A 22,163-nucleotide genomic window follows, 5' to 3' on the forward strand; every position below is an offset into this window, starting at 1 on the left:
TCAGGCCTTTACTTTTTCGACGGTGATCTGCGGTTCCGTTGTGTCGCCCAGGACAGCAGTGAGGTCGATGGTCAGGGTTTCGGTCTTTACCAGCCTGGCGTTGGCCGCCAAAGCATCGACCATGTTCTGCGGGGCCTTCACAGTGGTCCGGATACGGTCGCTGACATTGAGCCCGGCGTCCTTGCGGGCCTGCTGGATGGCGCGGACCATGTCACGGGCCAGACCTTCGGCCTCCAGTTCAGGTGTGACGTCGGTGTTCAGCACCACAAAGCCGCCACCGGGCAGGACTGCGACCGCTATTGAAGCAGAACCCGTGCCGCCGTCGGCCGTTTCGGCCACAACGGTCTCCAGAGTGTATTCCTGCGGCTCCAGCTCCAGGCCACCTGAGGTAACCGCCCCGGCACCACCCACGGACCAGTCGCCGGACTTGGACCCCTTGATAGCCTGCTGGACGTTCTTACCCAGGCGCGGACCCGCCGCCCGGGCGTTGACCACGAGCTTCTGCTCGATGCCGAATTCCTCCGGCGAGGCGCTGGCGGCGTCCAGCAAACGGACCGAACGCAGGTTCAGTTCATCCGCGACGACGGCGGCAAAGCCTTCCAGCGCACCCGCGCCGGGTGCCACCACCGTCAGTTCCTGCAGCGGCAGGCGGACGCGCAGGTTGGCGGCCTTCCGCAGCGAGGAGCCGGTGGAGCAGATCTGCTGGACGCGGTTCATGGCTTCCACCAGTTCCGGGTTCGCCGGGAACAGTTCCGCGTCCGGCCAGTCGGCCAGGTGCACGGAGCGGCCGCCTGTCAGGCCGCGCCAGATCTCCTCGGAGACGAGCGGCAGCAGTGACGCCGATACCCGGCACACCGCTTCCAAGGCTGTGTGCAGTGCGTCGAACGCATCTGTGTTCTCGTCAAAGAAGCGCTGGCGGCTGCGGCGGACGTACCAGTTGGTGAGCATGTCCAGGTAGCTGCGCAGTTCGTCGCAGGCACCGGAGATGTCGTAGCTGTCCAGCTGGGCGGTCATGTTGCGGACCAGGTCGCCGGTGTTGGCCATCAGGTACTGGTCCAGAGTGTCGGCGTAGTCGTCGTAGCGCAGTTTCGCGTCGTAGCCCGATGCTGTTCCATCAACTGTGTTGGATGCGTTGGTGTACAGCGTGAAGAAACTGTAGACGTTCCAGAGCGGCAGGATGACCTGCCGGACGCCGTCGCGGATTCCCTGTTCGGTGACCACCAGGTTGCCGCCGCGCAGGATCGGGCTGGACATCAGGAACCAGCGCATCGCGTCGGAACCGTCGCGGTCCAGGACTTCGGAGACGTCCGGGTAGTTGCGCAGGCTCTTTGACATCTTCTGCCCGTCCGAGCCCAGCACGATGCCGTGGCTGATGACGTTGCGGAAGGCCGGGCGGTCGAACAGCGCCGTGGAGAGGATGTGCAGCATGTAGAACCAGCCGCGGGTCTGCCCGATGTACTCCACGATGAAGTCGGCCGGGTTGTGGGTGTCGAACCATTCCTCGTTCTGGAACGGGTAGTGGACCTGGCCGTAGGGCATGGAGCCGGAGTCGAACCAGACATCCAGCACGTCCTCCACACGGCGCATCACGGACTGGCCCTCCTCCGGGGGGCGCGGATCATCCGGGTTGGGCCGCGTCAGTTCATCGATGAAGGGACGGTGCAGATCAACCTGACCGTCCGTGTTCATCGGCAGGCGGCCGAAGTCGGCCTCGATCTCGGCCAGGGAACCGTAGACGTCGGTGCGCGGGTATTCCGGGTCTGTGGACTGCCACACGGGGATAGGGCTGCCCCAGTAGCGGTTGCGGCTGATGGACCAGTCACGGGCGTTGGCGAGCCATTTGCCGAACTGGCCGTCCTTGACGTTGCCCGGGATCCAGTTGATCTCCTGGTTCAGTTCGGACATGCGGTCTTTGAACTTCGTGACCTCCACGTACCAAGAGGAGACCGCACGGTAGATCAGCGGGTTGCGGCAGCGCCAGCAATGCGGGTAGCTGTGCTCATAGCTGGCCTGGCGGACCAGGCGTCCCTGGGCGCGCAGCACCTGGGTGATGGGCTTGTTGGCGTCGAACACCTGGAGGCCGGCGATCCCGGCCAGGTCACCGTGTGCAAAGAGCGGCAGAAATTTGGCGCCCTCATCCACGGACAGCACCACAGGGATGCCGGCTTCTTCACAGACCTTCTGGTCGTCTTCACCGTAGGCCGGGGCCTGGTGGACGATTCCCGTGCCGTCGGTGGTGGTGACGTAGTCCGCCACCAGGATGCGCCAAGCGTTTTCAGTGCCGAATTTTTCGGTGTCGGCGAAATCGTTCCACAGCTGCTGATACTGCAGGCCCTCAAGCTCGGCGCCGGTGTGCGTGGCCACGACAGCGGATTCGGCGGCAGCGGCGTCGTCGTATCCCAGATCCTTTGCATACGCGCCCAGCAGCTCAGCAGCCAAAAGGAAGCTGCCGGTCACCGGCAACTCGTGCGAAGCCGCCTTGACCCCGTTGGGTCCGGCAGGCAGTACGGCATACGTGATGGCAGGCCCGACGGCGAGCGCCAGGTTGGTGGGCAGTGTCCAGGGCGTGGTGGTCCAGGCGAGCGCCTGCACTCCGGCCAGTTCCCGGGACAGGGCCGACTCTCCCGCCGTGATGGGGAACGTCACCGTTACGGTCTGGTCCTGGCGGTTCTTGTAGACGTCGTCGTCCATGCGCAGCTCATGGTTGGACAGCGGCGTCTCGTCCTTCCAGCAATATGGCAGGACGCGGTAGCCGTTGTAGGTCAGTCCCTTGCTGTGCAGCTGTTTGAACGCCCAGAGCACAGACTCCATGTATTCGACGTTGAGGGTCTTGTAGTCGTTCTCGAAGTCCACCCAGCGGGCCTGGCGGGTGACGTAGCTCTTCCATTCGTCGGCGTACTTCATCACCGAGGCGCGGCAGGCGTCGTTGAATTTGTCGATGCCCATGGCTTCGATCTGGGTCTTGTCCGTCATGCCGAGCTGCTTCATGGCTTCCAGCTCCGCGGGAAGGCCGTGCGTGTCCCAGCCGAAGCGGCGTTCCACGCGCTTCCCGCGCTGGGTCTGGTAGCGGCCCACCAGATCCTTGGCGTAACCGGTCAGAAGGTGGCCATAGTGCGGGAGGCCGTTGGCGAAGGGAGGGCCGTCGTAGAAGACAAATTCGTTGCTGCCGGGGGGCCCGCCGGGAAGATCGGCATCGCGCTGGTCGATGCTGGCCTGGAACGTACCGTCCTGGTCCCAGTACTTGAGGATACGCTCTTCGATCTCCGGGAACTTCACGGAGGCCGACACACCCGAGGTGTTGGAACCGGAGGTGGTTGAGGCTGCGCCGGAAGGTGCGGCTGAGGCCTTGGGGTAATACGTCATCTCTACATCCTGGGTTGAGCTGGTGAACACTTGTTCCGTTCAGGATGCGAGGACGGCTCCTGCCCTGTCCTGGGACTCTTCTCCCGGAACAGCACCGGCACCGCGGTACCACCTCACTTACCGGCTCCATGGCATGCCCCCGGGTAAGGGAGCTGTTCCGGCGCCGGCCGCTCATTGCTGCTGTGACGGGCTTACCCGTCCGGTTCTACTGACCCTGTTCCCCAACGGAGCGGTACTCAGGGTGTTCTTCCGGAAGCTCACCGGTGATGGCCGGCTCAACGCTGTTATAAGGATTCTACGGGGAGAGTGGCAGCCCCGCCATTCGGCCAGCTCTACAGGGAGTCCGGCCGACTCTCCCTGCCTGTGCCGCGGCCCTGTCCCGGCCAATATTGAAGCCATGACGGCCGCCGCGCGGCACCCGGACACGCTGGAGGCGCAGTGACGTTGACGGGACCGGGACCGGTACCGGTACTGGTGCCGGCAACGGATTGTTCGCCCGGTTTCCGCTCAGCAATTCTTGGAGAGTTCCGGGAACCGCTTTATACAAAAGCCGTGCGGCTCTGACATTGCTGCCGGCACCGCGGCGTCCTGCAGCACACCATCAGGTGAATCGACCGGGGCGTTGGCCGTTGAGTTGACCGCCGTCGTTGAGCGGCTGCGGCTGAGAGGACGTCAACGCCGGCTAAATGCTCGGTTCAGACTGTGCGGATGGGCCTGTGGCTGGTGGCCTGCTGAGGAGTCAATGGCCCGGCGCAACCTGGAAGCTGTGCGGCAGCTTCATGCCGCATTCGCCCATCACGTCCCGGAGGCGGTCCGGGTAATCGGTGATCAAGCCGTCAACGCCAGCCTCGATCAGAGAACATGTGGTGGGCTTGTCGTCGATTGTCCACGGGATGATCTGCATACCGGCGGCGTGCGCACCCTTGACCATGTCCGCGGTTACGTAAGGGACGTAGTTCGCGTCCTCCACGGTGCCGTTCTACGGGGTGCCATGCACCGGCGAGATGGCGTCGAATCCGAGATAGGAAGCCGCCGCAATGGCGTCGCCGCCGAAGTCGTCGGAATCAATGCCGCCGAGCCACGGGGACTTTCCCGGCTGGCCGGCCTGCAGGAAGTCCTTGTTGGTCAGGGCCACAGTGGGAATCCGCGGATCCTGCTGCTGGACCAGGCGCAGCGCACCCCAGTCGAAGCTTTCGATGGACACGCGGTGCTCCATGTGCGCAGCCTTGATTTCGCGCAGCGCGACCGTCACGAACTGCTCGCGGGGAGATGTCCGCTCCGGAGCGCCGGCCTCCATCTTGGTTTCAATGTTGAACCTCACCTGGCTGGCCCCGTAGGAGTCCGCCAGGGCGAACACCTCGGCCAGGGTGGGCATCTTTGCACCCGGAGAGCCCAGCTGGCCCGGGAACTGGGGCAATGTGAGGCTGCCGCAGTCCAAGCTACGGATCTGGGCGAAAGTCAGGTCCTTGATGTCCTTGCCGACGTAGGGGTACTGGGGATCCGCCGGCGTCACCGGACCGGTGTCGCGCAGGGGCACGTGCCACCGTAGCCCCGCACGCCAACCGCAGGCCGCCCCTGCCAGACAACTGTGCAAACCCTAGTTGAACGTCGGGTGTTCAGACGTTCTTGCGTATGAGCTTGTGGTTGGCGGGCTGGGCCACCGGACGGATGACGATCTGGTCCAGGTTAACGTGGTGCGGTGCTGTGACGGCGTACCGGATCACATCCGCCACATCCCCTGCCGTCAGCGGCTTCTCTACACCCTGATAGATCTTTGCGGCAGCTTCCTGGTTGCCGCCCAGCCTGTTGAGCGCAAACTCTTCAGTGTGCACGAGGCCGGGAGCCACCTCGATCACGCGCACATTGTGCTCTGCCTCTTCCAGGCGTAAGGCAGCGGTCATGGCGTGCTGGGCGAACTTGGCTGCGTTGTACCCGGCACCACCTTCGTAGGCCGCCAAACCTGCCGTGGACGTCAGGTTCAGGACCGTGCCTTCGCCGTTTTCCCGGAGCATCGGCAGGAAAGCCCTGGTGAGCTTCATGGTCCCGATCACGTTCACCCGGTACATCCATTCCCAGTCCCCGGTCCGGGTCTGCGCAATCGGGTCGGCGCCACGCGCTCCACCGGCGATATTGACGAGGGTACTGATCCCTCCGGCAGCCGTGACGTCCGCCAGCAGCCGCTCCACGTCAGCGTCCTCGGTGATATCAGCAGGAATGCCCACGGCGCCGGTTTCGGCTTCCAGTGCGGCCAAGCGTTCCTCACGGCGCGCCACTGCGAAGACCGTCCAGCCCTCTTGCCGCAGGGCGCGGACTGTGGCTTCGCCGATTCCGGTGCTGGCGCCCGTGACCAATGCTGCGTTCTTGTTCGCTACCTCACTCATGGCAACACCCTAACGTCATTCGCCCGCAGTTCCGCCCGGGTGGCTGCCTGCGCCGGGACTATTGCGAAGAATGAATTCCAGCAGTACGCGGGCGTGGTTGATTTCCGGATCCCTGGCACCATAGAGCAGGCTCACTCGCCCGTTTGCGGCGATCAGCTCCCGCAGCGTTTCCACGGCCGGATTGTTTTCCAGTTCGGCCTCATAGTGCTGCCTGAAATCCGCGAAGCGCTCCTGCATGTGGGCGAATTCAGTCCGCAACGGCGGCGAGGGCGCCACCTCCTTCAGCCACAGGTCCAGGCGCGCCCGTTCCTTGCTGACCCCGCGCGGCCAAAGCCTGTCAACAAGAACCCGGCAGCCGTCGTCGTCCGCAGGGTCTTCATAGATCCGCTTGATCACCACGGCATCAGCACGCTTGTCCATGTGCCGCATGCTACTGCAGAAGTGCGCGTCCGGCTCCCGCTGTGCGCTCCCGTGCAGGACCATGAAACAATTGCTCCATGGCTGAAACACATCAGGGTACAGACACGCCCTCCCCCGCCCCTATCAACGTTCCGGACAAGCCCGCCCTTGAGGGGCTCGAAGCGGCGCTTACTCAGCGCTGGCTTGCCGAAGGGACCTACAAGTTCAATCCGGACACCACCCGGGAGCAGGTCTACTCGATCGACACTCCCCCGCCCACCGCGTCGGGGTCCCTGCACGTGGGGCACATGTTCTCCTTTACCCAGACGGACGTGCTGGCGCGCTACCAGCGCATGATCGGGAAGAACGTTTTCTACCCGATGGGCTGGGATGACAACGGCCTGCCCACCGAGCGCCGCGTGCAGAACTACTACGGTGTGCGCTGCGATCCGGCCATCCCCTACAACGCCGGCTACCGTCCGCCCGCCGAGCCTGCCAAGAATCAGCGCGATTTCGACGTCGTCTCGCGCCGGAACTTCATTGAGCTGTGTGAGGAGCTCGCCGTTGAGGACGAGAGGGTTTTCGAAAGCCTCTTCCAGACCCTCGGCCTCTCCGTTGACTGGGAACTGAGCTACCGGACAATCGACGACGTTTCCCGCGAAGTGTCCCAGCGAGCGTTCCTGACGAACCTCGCCGCCGGAGACGCCTATATGGCCGAGGCCCCCACGCTCTGGGATGTTACGTTCCGCACGGCAGTGGCCCAAGCGGAGCTCGAAGACCGTGAAGTGGCTGGCGCCTACTACCGCTACCCGTTCTTCACCGAGGACGGCGAAAAGATCTACATCGAGACCACCCGCCCCGAGCTGCTGGCCGCTTGTGCCGCTCTGGTGGCAAACCCCGACGACGAACGGTACCAGCCGCTGTTCGGTAAGAAAGTCACGTCTCCACTTTTTGGTGTCGAGGTTGAGGTCATGCCCCATCCGCTTGCCAAGGCAGACAAGGGTTCCGGCGTCGCGATGGTGTGTACCTTCGGAGACCTCACCGACGTCACCTGGTGGCGCGAACTTCAGCTACCCACCCGCGCCATTGTGGGCCGTGACGGCCGCATTATCGGTGAGACCCCGGAGTGGATCACCACTGAGGGGGGCCGCGCGGCCTTTGCCGCAATTTCAGGCAAGACAGTCTTCAGCGCCAAGGAAACAGTGGTGGAGCTGTTGTCCGATGCCGAGCTGCTCGATGGCGAGCCTAAAAAGATCATGCACCCTGTCAACTTCTTCGAAAAGGGCGATAAACCCCTCGAAGTGGTGACCTCACGCCAGTGGTACATCCGCAACGGCGGCCGCGACGAAGAGCGCCGCGAACGCCTGATCGCACGCGGACGCGAGATCGAATTCCACCCGGCATTTATGCGTTCACGCTACGAGAACTGGATTTCCGGCCTCAACGGCGACTGGCTTGTCTCCCGCCAGCGCTTCTTCGGTGTTCCGGTTCCCGTCTGGTATCCGCTCGATACGGACGGCAACCCGGACTACAGCAATCCTGTGGTACCCACCGATGACTCGCTTCCCGTGGACCCTGCCGCTGACGCAGCCCCCGGCTACGAGGAAGCCCAGCGTGACGTCCCCGGTGGATTCACCGGCGACGCCGATGTCCTGGACACCTGGGCCACGTCGTCCCTGACACCGCAGATTGTGGGCGGCTGGAGCCGGGACGAGGAACTCTTCGCAAAGGTCTACCCCTTTGATCTCCGCCCCCAGGGTCACGACATCATCCGGACGTGGCTGTTCTCCTCCGCAGTCCGAGCGGACGCCCTGCAGAACACCGCGCCCTGGAAGCACGCAGCCATCTCGGGGTGGATCCTGGATCCGGACCGTAAGAAAATGTCCAAGTCAAAGGGCAACGTGGTTGTTCCCACCGATGTCCTGAATGAGTTCGGTTCGGACGCCGTGCGCTACTGGGCCACGTCCGCCAAGCTTGGCGCGGACACGGCATACGAGATCGCGCAGATGAAGATCGGCCGCCGTCTGGCCATCAAGCTCCTCAACGCTTCGAAGTTTGTACTGAACCTCGGCGCAACCGAGAACTCCGTCGTCCGCACCGATCTGGCGGTGCTCACCAATCAGCTGGACCGCGCGGTCCTGGCTCAGCTGGCGGATGTGGTGCTCCAGTCCACCAAGGCGTTCGAGAACTACGACTACGCCCGGGCGCTGCAGATCACCGAGAGTTTCTTCTGGCAGTTCACCGACGACTACGTGGAGCTGATCAAGGACCGCGCCTACGGTGCCGCCGGCGAAACCGAGAAGGCCTCCGTGCTTGCCGCCCTTGCCACCAGCCTGGACACCCTGCTGAGGCTCTTCGCTCCGTTCCTGCCCTTCGCAACCGAAGAGGTTTGGGGCTGGTGGCGCACCGGCTCCGTGCACCGCGCCGAATGGCCCGCGGCCCTGGAAATCGCCGACGGCGACACCACCATGCTCTCCACCGTCGGGGTGGCACTGAGCGGGGTGCGCAAGGCGAAGTCCGAAGCGAAGGTCAAGCAGCGCACCGAGGTTCTGTCCGCCACCATCACGGCGACAGAGTCCCTCATCACACAGCTGAAGGCCGGCCTTGGGGATCTGAAGGCGGCGTCCAATGCCCGCGAGCTCACGCTGGTGGCGGGCGACGGCGAACTGACTGTCAGTGACGTGGTGCTGGCACTGGCAGAGGAGACTCCGCAGGCCTAGCCTTTTCACAGGTTTCGGGCAAAGGGGAAGCCCCATCAGCGTTTTGCCGTTGGTGGGGCTTCGACTTTCGGCTGTCCGGTGACGTCTTTGACAGTCTGGCAGGATCTTTGGATTTTCAGGTCTTCCTACCTCGTCACTGGTAGCTTGCATCTGACTTTGCCGATGGCTGCGTCGGATGCATATCACTGAATCTTCAGTTCCTGCGTCCCTCTTCTTGCGAAGTGGGTAAGATCCAGTATTCTCCCCCGGATTTGGATGCGCAAGGGCCCCGGCAGAACTACATCAAAGTAGTTCTCCGGGGCTCTTTGCGTGTCGCCGTATGGGGAGCACCGGCACTCAGTCGAACGAGGGGCTTTCGGTGCGGCTGCGCTTCATCTCGAAAAAGTGCGGGAACGAGGCCAGGGTTACCGTGGCATCCCACAGCTCTCCTGCCACCTCGCCACGCGGGATGCGGGTCAGCGCGGGGCCGAAGAACGCCGTGCCGTTGAAGGCAACAACCGGCGTTCCAACGTCCTGGCCCACGAGCGAGATGCCTGCCTCGTGGCTGGCGCGCAAGCCGGCGTCGAACGCATCAGACGTGGCAGCCCCGGAGAGTTCGGCAGGCAGACCGCATTCGGCCAGTGCCTTGTTGATCACAACGCCGTAGTCCTTCTCCCCGTCGATGTGGATCCGGGCTCCCATGGCGTCGTAGAGGGGCTTGATGACGTGGTCCCCATGCTGCTCAGCCGCGGCGATGATAACGCGGACGGGGCCCCACGCCTTGTCCATCATTTCCCGGTATTGCGGGTCGAGTTCGCGGCCTTCGTTGAGAACCGCAAGGCTCATCACGTGCCACTGGATCCTGATGTCGCGTACCTGCTCCACTTCGCCGATCCAGCGGGATGTGATCCAGGCGAACGGGCACAGCGGATCGAACCAGAAGTCGGCCTGGTTGGGATCATTTTCAGACATATGTGGTCTCCTCAGAGAAAATCATCGGGGCAAGGCGCACACCGGGCGCACCGAAGAATCACAGCTATGGACTAGGCGGATTTATTCCGGCGTTTAGCCACAACATCGTGAGTGATCATGGTTGGCTGGCCCTTGCTCAACACCACATCGGCCGTGATGACCACGCTGGCGATGTCATCGCGGCTCGGCAGGTCAAACATCACCGGAAGCAGGACTTCCTCCATAATGGCCCGCAGCCCACGGGCACCGGTCCCGCGCTCGAGTGCCTGATCGGCAATCGCATCAAGGGCGTCGTCGTTGAACAGGAGCTCAACACCATCAAGCTGGAACATTTTCTGGTATTGCTTCACGAGAGCGTTTTTGGGCGTGGAGAGAATCTGGATGAGCGCATCCCTGTCCAGATTGGAGACAGTGGTGATGACAGGAAGCCTGCCGATGAACTCCGGAATCAGCCCGAATTTGAGCAGATCTTCCGGCATGACTTCACCGTAAGAATCAGCGTTGTTCTTTGCCTCGTTCAGGGGTGCGCCGAAACCGATACCCTTGCGCCCGGAGCGCGAACCGATGATCTCTTCAAGCCCTGCGAAGGCGCCGGCCACAATGAAGAGGACATTGGTGGTGTCGATCTGGATGAATTCCTGGTGCGGGTGCTTACGACCGCCCTGCGGCGGAACCGAGGCCACGGTTCCCTCAAGGATTTTCAACAATGCCTGCTGCACACCTTCGCCCGAGACGTCGCGGGTAATCGAGGGGTTTTCGCTCTTGCGCGAGATCTTGTCGATCTCATCAATGTAGATGATCCCCTGCTCGGCCTTTTTGACGTCGTAGTCAGCGGCCTGGATGAGCTTGAGGAGGATGTTTTCAACGTCTTCACCAACGTACCCGGCCTCCGTCAGCGCCGTGGCGTCAGCGACTGCGAACGGGACGTTGAGCCGCCGTGCCAGCGTCTGGGCCAGATACGTCTTTCCGCAACCGGTGGGCCCGATCAGGAGGATATTGGACTTGGAGATCTCGACGTCGTCGTGATGGCCGCCCTCGGCGAGGCTGCCGCTCTTGGGGGCATGGCCAGCCTGGATCCGCTTGTAGTGGTTGTAGACCGCGACGGCGAGGGATCGTTTTGCGGGTTCCTGGCCTATGACGTATTCCTGCAGGAAATCAAAGATCTCCCTCGGTTTGGGCAATTCAAAACTGCCCAGGTCGGCCACTTCCGCGAGCTCTTCCTCAATGATCTCGTTACAGAGTTCAATGCATTCGTCGCAGATGTAGACGCCGGGCCCGGCAATGAGCTTGCGCACCTGCTTCTGGCTCTTTCCGCAGAAAGAGCACTTCAGCAGATCCGTGCTCTCGCCAATCCGAGCCATATGTGAACCCCTTAGTATTCTGCCGCCGGTGCAGCTTTGCCCCGGTCGCGGTAATCACGGGCTTGCCCTGGGCTATCCCAGCCGTGACAAGTTCCACTCTAGGACACATTCCGCCTGATGAGTGGAAAGAGGGCACCGGTGCGCTCCAATATCCTGAACCGCACCGGGGCCCTGCAGGCCCGGCTACTTGGTGATCGCCTGTGCCTTCATCTTGCGGGAATCAAGCACCTGGTCGATGAGTCCGTACTCCAGTGCGTCAGCAGCGGTCAGGATCTTGTCCCGCTCGATGTCATTGTTGACCTGCTCCGGCGTCCGCCCGGAGTGCTTGGCCAGGGTGTCCTCCAGCCAGGACCGCATCCGCATGACCTCGGCGGCCTGGATCTCCAGGTCGGAGGCCTGGCCGCCCTGCCCGCCAGACAGCGAGGGCTGGTGGATAAGGACGCGGGCGTTCGGCAGCGCCAGGCGCTTACCGGGCGTTCCGGCCGCGAGCAGCACGGCGGCGGCGCTGGCCGCCTGGCCGAGGCAGACGGTCTGGATCTCCGGCCGGATGTACGTCATGGTGTCGTAAATTGCCGTCATGGCTGTAAACGATCCGCCGGGCGAGTTGATGTAGAGGGTGATGTCGCGGTCCGGGTCCGTGGACTCCAGCACCAGCAGCTGCGCCATGACGTCGTCCGCCGAGGCGTCGTCCACCTGGACGCCCAGGAAGATGATGCGGTCCTCAAACAGCTTGGTGTAGGGGTCCTGGCGCTTGAAGCCGTACGGGGTACGCTCTTCGAACTGCGGCAGTACGTAGCGGCTGGTGGGAAGATTGCCGGCAGACGAGCCGAAATTGTAGTTCATGTTCATTGCTCCTGAATCCAGTTCTGGCTATATGCCGGTTACTTCTCGCCGTTTGCGGAGTTCTGTGTTCCGCCACCGCCGGCAACTGAACCAGCATGTGCAGCAATCTTGTCGAAGAAGCCATACTCAAGGGCATCCGTGGCAGTGAACCACTTGTCGCGGTCATTGTCCTTCAGGATGGTCTCGACGGTCTGGCCGGTCTGGCCAGCAGTCAGCTCAGCCATAACCTTCTTCATGTGAAGGATCAGTTCTGCCTGGATCTTGATGTCCGAAGCCGTTCCGCCGATGCCGCCGGAGGGCTGGTGCATCAGAATGCGGGCGTTAGGGGTGGCATAGCGCTTGCCTTTGGTGCCCGAAGAGAGCAGGAACTGCCCCATGGAGGCCGCCAGTCCGGTGGCGACGGTGACGACGTCGTTGGGGATGAACTGCATGGTGTCGTAGATGGCCATGCCGGCCGTGACTGAGCCGCCGGGAGAGTTGATGTAGAGGTAGATGTCCTTCTCGGGATTTTCCGCGGAAAGAAGAAGCAATTGGGAGCAGATCGCATTGGCGTTGTCATCCCGGACCTCGGAACCGAGCCAGATGATGCGCTCTTTCAGCAGGCGGTTGTAGATGTAGTTGTCCTGGGCTGCGGGATCGACGGTCGCCATCCGGGGGGCCCCTGCTTGCTCTGACATGTGTACTTCCCTCTCACTGGTGACGGTGACATCACTGAACTTCACTACTTGGACACTAACCGTTTTCGCAGCGGATTTGTTCGCCCGAAACGCGCTGTTCGCTGACGGCGCACGATTGCCGCGGGGGGACTCCGCAATGTGCAAAACGCGCGCTTAAAACAAGCGGCCCCCGGATTTTCAGATCCGGGGGCCGCTTATACGGACTGTCTGCCTGCCCTGCTAGAACTTCACTGCCGCGGGATCGTCGCTGGGGACAACGTCAATCTCGGCGTCGACTCCGGCTTCTGCGTCAACAGCGGGAGCCTCTTCTTCGGCACCGGGGCGGACGAAGTCGCTGAGGTCAACCTTGTTGCCCTTGGTGTCTGTGACGTCGGCCTGCCCCAACACCACTGCCAGTGCCTTGCGGCGGCGGACCTCGGAAACCATCATGGGAACCTGGCCGCTCTGGTCGATGATCTGGGCGAACTGGTTCGGTTCCATGCCGTACTGGCCGGCAGTGGTGACGATGTAGTCGATCAGCTCGTTCTGGCTGACATTGACCTCTTCCTTGTCCGCGATGGCGTCAAGGATGACTTCGTTCTGGAAGGCGCGTGCGGTGTTGGCCTTGACCTCGGCGCGGTGCTCCTCGGTGTCGTGCTCGCCTTCACCGTGGGAGTTCTCGGCCTTGAAGTGTGTCTCGAGCTGCTCTTCGACCACGGAATCCGGAACAGGTACCTCAATGAGCTCCACGAGCTTGTCCAGGACCAGATCGCGGGCCTCAACACCCTGCTCAACAACCTTGGAATCAGCGGCCTGCTTGGCGAGGTCCTCGCGGAGTTCAGCGAGGGTGTCGAATTCTGAAGCGAGCTGGGCGAAGTCATCGTTTGCCTCGGGGAGCTCGCGTTCCTTGACGGACTTGACTGCTACCTTGACCTGCGAAGCCTCGCCTGCGTGCTCGCCGCCCACCAGGGTGGTGTCGAAAATCGAGTCTTCGTCGGCGCTGAGACCGGTGACGGCTTCATCCAGGCCCTCAAGCATGGTGCCCGCGCCAACCTGGTAGGACAGGCCCGAAGCCGAGTCAACTTCGGCGCCGTCCACAGATGCGGTGATGTCGATGGTGAGGAAGTCGCCATCGGCTGCCGGGCGGTCAACGGACTTGAGCGTGCCGAAGCGGCCGCGCAGTTCATCCAGTGCCTTGTCAACGTCCTCGTCGGAGGATTCCGCAGCAGCGACCTCAACCTTGATGCCGGCGTAGTCGGGCAGTTCCACCTCGGGACGGATGTCAACCTCGGCGTGGAACTTGAGTTCGCCGTCGGTGGATGTGGGATCCGGGACCTCGGTGATTTCAACTTCGGGGCGGCTCAGGGGACGGATGCCTGATTCCTGGACGGCAGCCTGGTACCAGCCATTGAGGCCGTCGTTGATGGCGGTTTCCAGGACGTAGCCGCGGCCGACGCGCTGGTCAATCAGCTTGGAAGGGACCTTGCCCTTACGGAAGCCAGGGACCTGGATCTGGGAAGCAACAGTCTTGTATGCCTCTTCGATGCTGGGCTTCAATTCCTCAAAAGGGACCTCAACATTGAGCTTGACCCGCGTGGGGGTGAGGTTCTCGACAGCGCTCTTCACAGTCTAAGTACTCCTGGTTTTGTGGGATGGGGTTCTGCAAACGCAATGTTCTGCCCGGACCGTGAGGTCCGGGCCGCAGAGTCGGGGTGACAGGATTTGAACCTGCGACTTCCTGCTCCCAAAGCAGGTGCTCTAGCCAAGCTGAGCTACACCCCGTAAGTGCACAGGTAAGTCTACGTTCATACGGCGCGTCTTTGCACATTTGACACCGGGGCCCTGAATTGGGTTTAGTTGTACCCGGCTTCAACAGCCGCCCGGAAGATGTCCAGGAACGGTACACTTGTACCGGCCCGGCATGCCCCGGGGACGTAGCTTAGTGGTAAAGCCTCAGTCTTCCAAACTGATGATGCGGGTTCGATTCCCGTCGTCCCCTCCAACGCAACACCCCGGCCCTGCGGCCGGGGTGTTGCTGTTTTGTCTATCAGTCCAGTTCAGATCCTGATGACGAGCTTGCCGCGGGTCGTGCCCTCGTGCTGGTACTTGATGGCGTCAGGCACCTCCTCCAGTGGGTACATCCTGTCAATAGCGGGAGTGACTTGGCCGCTTTCGATGAGCGCGCGCAGGTCCTCCAGATCTTCCGGGCGTTCGGCGGACACCAGGCCATGGATCTTCTGGCTCACAACCATTGACACTAGGAGTGCGCGCAATTGGCGGTCGAAGCCACCGAGCCAGCGCCCTCCCCCTTCGCCCCCGACTATCACCAGGGTTCCGCGGCGGGTGAGAGCCCTCCGGAGGCGCGAAAGACTGTTGTTCCCGGCGGTATCGAGGATGAGGTCATACAGCTCCGTGCCGTTGGCGAAATCGGCAATTGCGTAGTCGATGACGTGATCTGCACCGACCGATCGCACCAGGTCCGTTTTCGCCGCGCTGCAGACACCTGTGACCTCCGCACCGAACACCTTCGCCAGCTGGACCGCAAACGATCCCACCCCACCACCCGCACCGATGACCAGGACCTTTTGTCCCGGCTGCAACTGTCCGGCGTCGCGCAGCCCGTGCAGGGCGGCACATGCCGAGACCGGCACTGCGGCAGCCTGCTCGAAGCTGAGATTTGAGGGCTTGGGAGCGAGCTTGTCCTCCGTGGTGCGCGTGTACTGTGCATAGGTGCCTTGCAGGGAGGTGCCGTACACCTCATCGCCCGGCCGGAAGCGCACCACGTTGGCGCCCACCGCCTCCACAGTTCCAGCAACGTCCAGGCCACGGACGCGGACCTTGGGTTTTCGCAGCCCGAAACCAAAGAGGCGCAGCAGAAACGGCCGGCCTGACATCAGATGCCATACGCCGGCATCTACGCCCGCAGCGCGCACCCGGACCAAAATGTCATTGACTCCAACGTCCGGCGTGCGGATATCCTCGAGCTGCAGAACCTCAGGTGGGCCATAAATGTTTTGCACGATTGCCTTCACAGTACTTCTCCTTTTTGGGCCCGGAACTGGAACACTTCATCCAGTGCCACACCGAAGACATGGGCGATCTGAAATGCCATGTCGAGCGACGGCGAATAGCGCCCCTGCTCAATGGCAATGACGGTCTGGCGGGTGACACCGATCCGTTCAGCAAGTTCTGCCTGCGTCATCTCACCGAGAGAGAACCTCAGCCGCTTGATCTGATTCGAGACCCTGGTTGGCTTCACCATGCCGGGAGGCCTCCGCGGTAGGCGATGACCTTGGCGATGGAACTGAGTATTGCCGCAAGCACAAACGACAGATAGATGGCGTTGGCGATCCAGAAGTACGGAAGTTCCGCCATGGCCATGATGAGGGCCGCCACCCCGCCGATAACCAGGAAGGACTGCCCCATGTACTCACCGAACCTGTAGATCTCACGGTCCCGCTGGTCCTTCTTGCCCGCGTTACGGGGCGAGAAAATCCCTGCAAGAGCGTTCAGTGCAATGGATGCTGCGATCGCGCCTCCGATGCTCCACAGCATGACCGGGATGTAGGGCACCTCTGCGACGGCGGTGTGCCCCGCCTGCCCCAGAATGACAAAAACATAGATTGCGTAGGCGCAGATTGTGACCACAAGCATGATCCACGCGCTTTTTTCTTCGACTGGCATGACGCTCCTATGTAAAGAAAAGCTGACATTCACCAATGTAAAGCACATCAGACATGATGTAAAGAATTTTTTACTTCACAGCCATGAAGCGTCGTTGGTACGCGGCTGAAAAGTCAGCCCGCCTGCTGGCACAGCGGGCACCAGTAGAGTTTCCGGGCAAGGAGCTCAGTCATCGCCACCGCGGCCCCGCAGTCGCGGCAAGGAAGCCCGTTCCGCTTGTAGACAAAGTGCGCCTCGTTCGGCGACGGCAATGCGGACCCTCCGCTCCAATACCCGGACGGCGTGGTGATGATCCTGCCATCGCGGACGCCGTCGGACATCACTGCCGCGGTGTCGTCCCACAACTGCCCGGCCAGAACGGCGGACACTCCACGGCCGGGCGACCAGGGGTCTGTGCGCTGCCGGAACAATACCTCTGCCCGGTAGACATTCCCGACGCCGGCGATCACCTTCTGGTCCATCATCAGGGCGGCCAGGGGCGTGCGGCGGGAAGTGACAGCGTCCACGAAAGTTTCCCTGTCCCCCGGCGAGTTCCGCAGCGGGTCCGGGCCGAGCCGGGCCAGCACCGTGGCGACTTCGGCGTCGGTGATGGCCGCACAGGTGGTGGCGCCCCTGAGATCTGCCCAGCCATGTGCCCCGACCAGGCGGACCCTGACGGCGCCCACGGGAGCAGGTGGTCCGTCGTACAAGACGGGAGCCCCGCCGTCGTCGAACACTTCACGCTCCCCCACTTTGCGTGGAGCACCGATGCTGGAAGCGACGCGGAACGTCCCGTCGCCGCCGAATTCCCAGGCGCCGTAGAGGCCCAGGTGAACATGCAGGACAAGCCCGTGCTCAAACCCCAGGAAAAGATGCTTCCCGTGGGCACGGGACTCCACCAGGGTGTGTCCGTCCAGTACCGCGGCGCCGCCGGCGAATCTCCCCTGCGGGCTGGAGACGGACAACGTGCTGCCGAGAAAAACATCACCGAACTGACGCGCCAGCCGGTGGACCGAATGCCCCTCGGGCACTAGTCGATGACCCGGCCTGTGGTCTCGTAAGCTGCAATTTTTCCGATCCTGCGGATGTGGCGTTCGTCGTTACTGAAGGGCTCGGCCAGAAAGGCTTCGATGAGTTCCGTGGCTTCTTCGACGGTGTGCTGACGGCCGCCCACAGCGATGACATTGGCATCGTTGTGCTCACGTGCCAGCACGGCGGTGGAGTGGTTCCATGCAAGTGCCGCACGGATGCCGCTGACCTTGTTGGCGGCGATCTGTTCGCCGTTGCCGGAACCGCCCAGGACGATGCCCAGCGCCTGTATCCCTGCCTCCTGATCCGCTACGACCGCGAGCGCGGCATTGATGCAGAACGAGGGGTAGTCATCCAGTGCGTCGTAGACCTTGGGTCCGTGGTCAACGACGTCATAACCCTTGGCGCCGAGGTGGCTGACGAGGTGGGCGCTCAGCTCCATACCGGCGTGGTCGGTGGCGATGTGGACCCGCGGGAAGGCAGGGGGTGTGGTCACGGTGATATCCGTTCAGTCTTTGGCTTGTTCAGCAGCGCTTGTGCGGGGGAAATCTACAGCCTCAAGCCTACAAGGGCTCTGTGCTTCCGGTGCCGGGCTGGCGGTTTTCACGCCGGGCCCGGGCCGCAACGCGCGTCAGGACGTCCGCAAGCCGGGCGGCCGATGCCTCGCTTCCGCTGCTGACCGCGAGCTGGTGTCCGTCAGTTTTACGGACGACGACGGCGGGGCCGCTGCTGACCAGCATCGCAAGGGTGCCGCCGTGGTTCCGGTAGCCCCAGCCGCCGTAGTCGGCGGCACGGACATCGGCCGGACGGGCCGCGGAAATGGCGGCTGCGGGAACCTCCATCACCCGGACGAGCCCGGCGGCAAACACGTGCAGCCCGCTGCGGTCGGCCTTCACTCTGGCAAAAAGGAACCCGGCGGCAACCGCTGCGATGCCCACCAGTAACGCCCCCACCCAGGGGATGGCAATCGCGATCAGGGCTGCCGGGAAGACGGAGGCAATGGCGATCATGACAAAAACGGAGCTTCGGGCGTGGACCCAGAAGCCCATGGAATCGTCGGCTAGCTCGGGATCCAGCTCCTTTGCCAGAGCCATCTCAAGAGCGTCATCGTCCTCGGCGGACCACCGCTGGTCTGCTTTGAAAACGAATCCCATCACAAAGCCCAGGCCAAGAGCCGCCCCGCTGCCCAGGGCCAGAACCGTCAGGTCCACCCGGGAATCGCGCGCCTCCGCCAGGCCGGCCTGACCCACCAGCCCGGCCGCCAGAACACTGGTGACGAACAGGCACAGCGCCAGGCCCGAACCCATCATGATCCGGCGAAGGACGGCAGGCCTGGAGATCGGCACTGCCTGCGAAAGCACCAGCCAGCCGGACGCAATGATCATGGCTGCGCCTACGACCACGTACGCGGTGAACGGCGCAAAGCCGGCACCGCCGTCGTCAGTCCAACGGACGGCCAGCGGTTCCGGCAGATCGGGTCGCAACAGAAATGCACAGAACGCGAAACCTGCGGCCAGCAGCACCGGAAAGCCTGCCGCGAAGCGCAGGGCCCTGACATCGACAGCGTCCCGGAAGTTTCCCATGCCCTAACGCTACGCCCACAAGCGGCCGGCCGTTCCTGTGGACGTGATCCACGCAACTTGCCAACGGTCGCATAAGTGAAAGAATGGTTTCACAGTAATGAACTGACCGGGCCGGCGGAGGCTGTAGCGCCGGCAACCGCTACCTTTCTGGAGGCACCACCTTGCCAGGTTTAAACCTGACGCGCGCCGAAGCACGTGAGCGCGCCGATCTGATCGCCGTCGAATCCTACGACGTCCGCCTTGATCTGACCAAGGGCGGGCAGGTGTTCGGTTCCACCACCACCGTGAAGTTCACGGCAGTTCCCGGGTCCTCCACCTTTATCGATGCCATCACGAACACAGTGCACGGTGTCACGCTCAATGGCCGTGAACTGGACCCGGCGGCAGTAGCTGACGGCGTCAGGATCCAGCTCCCGGATCTGGCAGGGCGGAACGAACTCACGGTGGTGGCTGATGCCCCGTTCATGAACACCGGCGAAGGGCTCCACCGCTTCGTGGACCCGGTGGATAACGAGGTCTACCTCTACACACAGTTTGAGGTCCCGGACTCGCGGCGGATGTTTGCCGTCTTCGAGCAGCCCGATCTGAAGGCGGTGTTTAGCTTCACTGTGACAGCGCCGTCGCACTGGGAACTCATCTCCAACTCCCCCACCCCTGTTCCGTCGGAGACAACTCCGGGCCCGGACGGCGGTGCGCGTTCCATCTGGGAATTCGCTCCCACGCCGCGGCTGTCCTCATATGTCACGGCCCTGATCGCCGGCCCGTACCAGTCGGTCCGCAGCGAGGTCACCAGTTCCGGCGGCCGCACCGTGCCACTGGGCGTTTTTGCGCGGAAATCGCTGATGCAGTACCTCGACGCCGAGAACATCTTTGAGCTCACCAGGCAAGGCTTTGAATTCTTCGAGGCACAGTTCGGCTGCCCGTACCCGTTCGAGAAGTACGACCAGCTGTTCGTACCGGAGTTCAACGCCGGGGCCATGGAGAACGCCGGAGCCGTAACCATCCTTGAGGGTTACGTCTTCCGCGGCAAAGTGACCGGTGCCCAGATTGAGCGCCGGGCAATCACTGTGCTCCACGAACTCGCCCACATGTGGTTCGGCGATCTGGTGACCATGCGCTGGTGGAACGACCTGTGGCTCAATGAATCCTTCGCCGAGTACATGTCCCACCTGGCCGCGGTGGAGAACACTGCCTTTGACCGCGCCTGGACCACGTTCGCCTCGGTGGAAAAGTCCTGGGCGTACCGCCAGGACCAGTTGCCGACGACGCACCCGATTTTCGCCGAGATCAATGATCTCCAGGACGTGGAGGTCAACTTTGACGGCATCACCTATGCCAAGGGCGCCTCGGTGCTGCGCCAGCTGGTGGCCTGGGTGGGTCCGGAAGAGTTTATGTCCGGCGTCCGCGAGTACTTCCGGAAACACGCATGGAAGAACACTGAACTCAGCGATCTGATGGTGGAACTTGAGAAGGCCAGCGGCCGCGACCTCGATCAGTGGGGGAAGGTGTGGCTGGAGACCGCCGGTGTGAATACGCTCAGGCCTGAGCTGGCCGTGGATGCGGACGGCACCATTTCCTCCTTCGCGATCGTACAGTCGGCCGTCGCCGAACAGCCCACCATGCGTCCGCACCGGCTGGCCGTGGGGTTCTACAACGTCACGGACGCCGGGAAGCTGGAGCGCGTGCACCGCGAGGAACTGGACGTGGACGGCACGCGCACGGACGTTCCCGCGCTGGCAGGTCTCGCGCAGCCGGACCTGATCCTGATCAACGACGACGACCTCGCCTATGCCAAGGTCCGTCTCGATGAAAAGTCGCTGGCAACGGCCAAGGCGCACCTGAAGGACTTCAGTGAAAGCCTGCCGCGCACGTTGGTGTGGAACTCGGCCTGGGATGCTGCCCGCGACGGCGAAACCCCGGCCCGCGGCTACGTGGAGCTGATTCTGGCCAACATTGCGGCGGAATCCGACTCATCCGTGATCCTGGTCCAGCTCCGCCAGTTGGCCACCGCACTGAACTTCTATGTGGCGTCGGAGCACCGCGAAGCCACAGCAGTGACCGCGGCGGACGGGCTCTGGGAGCTCGCTGCCTCCGTTGCTGCGGGGTCCGATTCCCAGCTCCAGTTCGTGAAGTCCTATGCCCTGCTGGCACGGAGCGCAGGTCAGCTGGACACCGTTGGCGGTCTGCTGGACGGTTCTGTGGCACTGGACGGGCTTACCGTTGACCAGGACCTGCGCTGGGAGCTTCTGGCGTCACTGGTCACTGGTGGCCGCTCGGGCCAGGAACAGATCGACGCTGAACTGGGACGAGACAACACCTCCAGCGGACAGAACGCAGCCGCCCTAGCCAAGGCAGCCCTTCCCACCCCGGAGGCGAAGGCAGCGGCGTGGGATTCCATTGTGGTCAAGGGTGAGCTGTCGAACGCGCTTCAGGGCTCGGCCGTAGCCGGTTTCGCCCGGGTGCTGGACACCGCGCTGCTGGAGCCATACGCGGAAAAATACTTCGACGCCGTTCCCGGCGTTGTCGCGGACCGCACGCACGCTCTCGCCCAGCAGATCGTCGTCGGACTTTATCCTGCGCAACTGACCACGCAGGCAACTGTGGACCGGACTGATCAGTTCCTGGCCACGCTGCCGCCGGAAAGCGCTGCGCTGCGCCGAATGATGCTGGAAAACCGCGACGGCGTCGCCCGGGCCCTGCGCGCACGCGCAGCGGACGTGTAAGGCCATGGCGCTCGGTGAACACCACTACTCACTAACTGTCCGGTGGACAGGAAATCTTGGTAGTGGGACGTCCTCGTACAGGGAATACTCCAGGGATCACGACGTCGAGATACCTGGCCTGCCGGTGATCCGCGGCTCAGCGGACCCCACCTTCCACGGCGACCGCTCCCGGTACAACCCGGAGCAGTTACTGCTCACTGCACTGGCACAGTGCCATATGCTGTCTTTCCTGCATGTGGCCGTGAGGCACGGTGTGGTGGTCACAGCTTATGAAGATAACGCCACAGGCATGATGCGTCTCAACCGGGACGGCAGCGGACAATTTGAAAACGTCACGCTGCATCCACACGTGACGGTCGGGGATCCGGCACATGTTGGATTGGTCGAGTCAATGCATCATGAAGCCAATCAGGCCTGCTTCATTGCCCGGAGTGTGAACTTTCCGGTACTGCACTCGCCCACAACTGCGGCTGCCGCCTGACTGGCAGCCG

General features: G+C 62.8%; 19 protein-coding genes and 2 tRNA genes. 4 read left to right on the forward strand and 17 right to left on the reverse strand.

Translation table 11 applies throughout. The features are described 5' to 3' along the window. From ileS to ACQCST_RS12170, 5 genes are all read right to left on the reverse strand, one after another. The gene (gene ileS, locus ACQCST_RS12150) at nt 1-3,363 is read right to left on the reverse strand and encodes an isoleucine--tRNA ligase (RefSeq protein ID WP_426996026.1); all 3,363 of its coding nucleotides are present in this window, start codon (nt 3,361-3,363) and stop codon (nt 1-3) included. Nucleotides 3,364-4,102: 739 nt separating this feature from the next. Then, complete coding sequence (locus tag ACQCST_RS12155) at nt 4,103-4,333, reverse strand: glycerophosphodiester phosphodiesterase (RefSeq protein WP_426996027.1); 231 nt, start codon at nt 4,331-4,333, stop codon at nt 4,103-4,105. 9 nt (nt 4,334-4,342) lie between these two features. After that, the gene (locus ACQCST_RS12160; RefSeq protein WP_426996028.1) at nt 4,343-4,900 is read right to left on the reverse strand and encodes a glycerophosphodiester phosphodiesterase family protein; all 558 of its coding nucleotides are present in this window, start codon (nt 4,898-4,900) and stop codon (nt 4,343-4,345) included. Nucleotides 4,901-4,979: 79 nt separating this feature from the next. Continuing rightward, nucleotides 4,980-5,744: an SDR family oxidoreductase gene (locus tag ACQCST_RS12165; RefSeq protein WP_426996029.1), complete on the reverse strand. Its 765-nt coding sequence runs from the start codon at nt 5,742-5,744 to the stop codon at nt 4,980-4,982. A gap of 15 nt (nt 5,745-5,759) precedes the next feature. Continuing rightward, nucleotides 5,760-6,164 (reverse strand): DUF488 domain-containing protein, encoded by a 405-nt coding sequence (locus tag ACQCST_RS12170; protein WP_426996030.1) that lies wholly within the window; start codon nt 6,162-6,164, stop codon nt 5,760-5,762. A 77-nt stretch (nt 6,165-6,241) separates the two neighbouring features. Here ACQCST_RS12170 and valS point away from each other — a divergent pair, with 77 nt between their 5' ends. Next, complete coding sequence (gene valS, locus ACQCST_RS12175) at nt 6,242-8,863, forward strand: valine--tRNA ligase (RefSeq protein ID WP_426996031.1); 2,622 nt, start codon at nt 6,242-6,244, stop codon at nt 8,861-8,863. A 336-nt stretch (nt 8,864-9,199) separates the two neighbouring features. Here the strand turns inward: valS and ACQCST_RS12180 are convergent, their stop codons facing one another. The 6 genes from ACQCST_RS12180 to ACQCST_RS12205 all read right to left on the reverse strand — a co-directional run bounded on the left by ACQCST_RS12180 (nt 9,200) and on the right by ACQCST_RS12205 (nt 14,456). Further along, nucleotides 9,200-9,814 (reverse strand): DsbA family protein, encoded by a 615-nt coding sequence (locus ACQCST_RS12180; RefSeq protein ID WP_426996032.1) that lies wholly within the window; start codon nt 9,812-9,814, stop codon nt 9,200-9,202. A gap of 71 nt (nt 9,815-9,885) precedes the next feature. Next, nucleotides 9,886-11,175, reverse strand: coding sequence for an ATP-dependent Clp protease ATP-binding subunit ClpX (clpX, locus tag ACQCST_RS12185; protein ID WP_426996033.1), 1,290 nt, complete (start codon nt 11,173-11,175; stop codon nt 9,886-9,888). A gap of 183 nt (nt 11,176-11,358) precedes the next feature. Continuing rightward, a complete protein-coding gene (locus ACQCST_RS12190; protein WP_426996034.1) occupies nt 11,359-12,018 on the reverse strand; it encodes an ATP-dependent Clp protease proteolytic subunit in 660 nt (219 codons plus the stop codon). Between the two features lie 38 nt (nt 12,019-12,056). Then, the gene (locus ACQCST_RS12195) at nt 12,057-12,668 is read right to left on the reverse strand and encodes an ATP-dependent Clp protease proteolytic subunit (RefSeq protein ID WP_426999169.1); all 612 of its coding nucleotides are present in this window, start codon (nt 12,666-12,668) and stop codon (nt 12,057-12,059) included. A 246-nt stretch (nt 12,669-12,914) separates the two neighbouring features. Further along, nucleotides 12,915-14,300, reverse strand: coding sequence for a trigger factor (gene tig, locus ACQCST_RS12200; RefSeq protein WP_426996035.1), 1,386 nt, complete (start codon nt 14,298-14,300; stop codon nt 12,915-12,917). Between the two features lie 81 nt (nt 14,301-14,381). Then, nucleotides 14,382-14,456 (reverse strand) — tRNA-Pro (locus tag ACQCST_RS12205). A 146-nt stretch (nt 14,457-14,602) separates the two neighbouring features. Between ACQCST_RS12205 and ACQCST_RS12210 the strand changes: the two genes are divergently transcribed. Further along, a tRNA-Gly gene (locus ACQCST_RS12210) sits at nt 14,603-14,676 on the forward strand. 55 nt (nt 14,677-14,731) lie between these two features. Here the strand turns inward: ACQCST_RS12210 and ACQCST_RS12215 are convergent. The 6 genes from ACQCST_RS12215 to ACQCST_RS12240 form a co-directional block, all read right to left on the reverse strand. After that, on the reverse strand, nt 14,732-15,706 hold the full coding sequence (locus ACQCST_RS12215) for an NAD(P)-dependent alcohol dehydrogenase (RefSeq protein WP_426996036.1): 975 nt from the start codon (nt 15,704-15,706) through the stop codon (nt 14,732-14,734). Continuing rightward, complete coding sequence (locus ACQCST_RS12220) at nt 15,703-15,936, reverse strand: helix-turn-helix transcriptional regulator (protein WP_426996037.1); 234 nt, start codon at nt 15,934-15,936, stop codon at nt 15,703-15,705. The genes ACQCST_RS12215 and ACQCST_RS12220 overlap by 4 nt, the downstream gene beginning before the upstream one ends. Continuing rightward, entirely contained in the window at nt 15,930-16,358 is a 429-nt protein-coding gene (locus tag ACQCST_RS12225; protein WP_426996038.1) for a hypothetical protein, read from the reverse strand. Before ACQCST_RS12225 ends, ACQCST_RS12220 begins: the two co-directional genes overlap by 7 nt. 113 nt (nt 16,359-16,471) lie before the next feature. Next, on the reverse strand, nt 16,472-17,368 hold the full coding sequence (locus ACQCST_RS12230; protein ID WP_426996039.1) for an Fpg/Nei family DNA glycosylase: 897 nt from the start codon (nt 17,366-17,368) through the stop codon (nt 16,472-16,474). Continuing rightward, complete coding sequence (locus ACQCST_RS12235) at nt 17,368-17,862, reverse strand: ribose-5-phosphate isomerase (protein WP_426996040.1); 495 nt, start codon at nt 17,860-17,862, stop codon at nt 17,368-17,370. Before ACQCST_RS12235 ends, ACQCST_RS12230 begins: the two co-directional genes overlap by 1 nt. Nucleotides 17,863-17,929: 67 nt before the next feature. Continuing rightward, nucleotides 17,930-18,949: a hypothetical protein gene (locus ACQCST_RS12240; protein ID WP_426996041.1), complete on the reverse strand. Its 1,020-nt coding sequence runs from the start codon at nt 18,947-18,949 to the stop codon at nt 17,930-17,932. A 161-nt stretch (nt 18,950-19,110) separates the two neighbouring features. Here ACQCST_RS12240 and pepN point away from each other — a divergent pair, with 161 nt between their 5' ends. Continuing rightward, the gene (gene pepN / locus ACQCST_RS12245) at nt 19,111-21,672 is read left to right on the forward strand and encodes an aminopeptidase N (protein ID WP_426996042.1); all 2,562 of its coding nucleotides are present in this window, start codon (nt 19,111-19,113) and stop codon (nt 21,670-21,672) included. A gap of 4 nt (nt 21,673-21,676) precedes the next feature. Beyond that, nucleotides 21,677-22,153, forward strand: coding sequence for an OsmC family protein (locus ACQCST_RS12250; RefSeq protein WP_426996043.1), 477 nt, complete (start codon nt 21,677-21,679; stop codon nt 22,151-22,153). Nucleotides 22,154-22,163 lie beyond the last annotated feature (10 nt).

Origin of the sequence: Pseudarthrobacter sp. N5 (assembly GCF_050157035.1) — a bacterium.
GTDB lineage: Bacteria > Actinomycetota > Actinomycetes > Actinomycetales > Micrococcaceae > Arthrobacter.